Annotated in this window: 2 protein-coding genes; both read right to left on the minus strand. The window is 31.1% G+C overall.

Translation table 11 applies throughout. The features are described from left to right. Positions 1-39: 39 nt before the first annotated feature. On the minus strand, positions 40-969 hold the full coding sequence (locus L3B98_RS28780) for an IS3 family transposase (protein WP_200864801.1): 930 nt from the start codon (positions 967-969) through the stop codon (positions 40-42). Further along, positions 891-1268, minus strand: coding sequence for a transposase (locus L3B98_RS28785; RefSeq protein ID WP_015394529.1), 378 nt, complete (start codon positions 1266-1268; stop codon positions 891-893). Before L3B98_RS28785 ends, L3B98_RS28780 begins: the two co-directional genes overlap by 79 nt. Positions 1269-1348: the final 80 nt, after the last annotated feature.

A 1348-nucleotide genomic window follows, 5' to 3' on the forward strand; every position in this document is an offset into this window, starting at 1 on the left:
TGAAGTTGTCAACTAAAAGTAGACAGAAAAAAGGCATGTTTAACCAAACCCTTGTTCAATCTTAAATTGAACAGGGGTTTTATACTTTAGACTATAAGCTGGTCGTTCAAAATTGTAGTAGTTTATATACTTATCAATAAATTCATAAATATTATCTTCTTCCCAATATCTAAAATCAGTTATCATTTCTGCTTTGATCCAACCGTTAATTGATTCAATAATAGGATTATCAGTAGGCGTTCCTGCTCGCGACATTGAGCGAATTATGTTATAATCTTTATGAGCTTCACGAAATGCTCTTGAGGAATAAACAGTACCCTGATCAGTGTGCAAAATTGTCTGGGTTGTTTGTTTCTCAATTTTTTTCTTTAGTTGTTCCAAGCAATTAAAGTATGGCTTTCTGTCACCAACTTTTTTAGAAAGATCATATGCTATAATTTCATTATTAAAAGTATCAAGCATATATGTCCATTCATAATTTTGTCCTCTATGTTTTATACATGTCATATCGGAAACTACTAATTCAAGCGGCTTAACTGCATTCCATTTTCCATTAATAATATTAGGATAAAAAACATGTTCATCTCCGTGTTTACGATATTTACGACGACGTGCTTTAGATTTGATTCCTGAATATTTACAACATTTGTGCGCAAGATTATCTGAAAATATCAAATCCGTTTCACGGCGAACGATAGTAGCCAACCTATGATATCCATATGATTTATACTTTTCATGAGCTATTTTTAGCAATTCAGTTAATGTCTGTCTAACTTTTTGATGCCTATTTAAGTGATTTTTTCTTGATAACCATTTATAATAACTAGAACGATTCACACTCATTAATTCACATAAAAACTTTATTGGATATTTTTCTCTTAACGAATCAATTATTTCAAACTCACATCTTTTGTAATAACAAATTCCTTGTTTGCACCAGCTCCTTTCACTAAGTAACCTTTTTTTAATCGTTCAATTTCGACCTCCTGTTTAGCTACTATCAAGCGTAGCCGATCAACTTCACTTAACGTTTTACTAGTATGAATTGCAGCATAATGGTTACCTTTTTTCTTATTATTTACTAATCCCTGTTCACCTTCATCTAGATATTTTTGAATCCAAATATACAACATACCACCTGAAATATTTTCTTCCTTTGCTAAAGCTATTCTTCCAATACCTTCATTTAAATAACGTTTCACAATTCTGAGCTTATCTTCTTTGTCCCATTTGCGATTAGACCCACCTTTTGGTCTTCCTATTCCCATTTAATCACATCCTCTTATTTTTTATTATAACAAAAAAGTAGACATACTTTTTTAATGTCTACTTTCATCTTACAACTTCA

Source organism: Clostridium sp. YIM B02555, from assembly GCF_022320955.1.
In the GTDB taxonomy this organism is placed as follows: Bacteria; Bacillota; Clostridia; order Clostridiales; family Clostridiaceae; genus Clostridium; species Clostridium saccharoperbutylacetonicum.

Bases quoted from the DNA above. Each gene is read 5' to 3' on its own strand.
- L3B98_RS28785 (WP_015394529.1), bottom strand. From the start codon at position 1,268: ATGGGAATAGGAAGACCAAAAGGTGGGTCTAATCGCAAATGGGACAAA.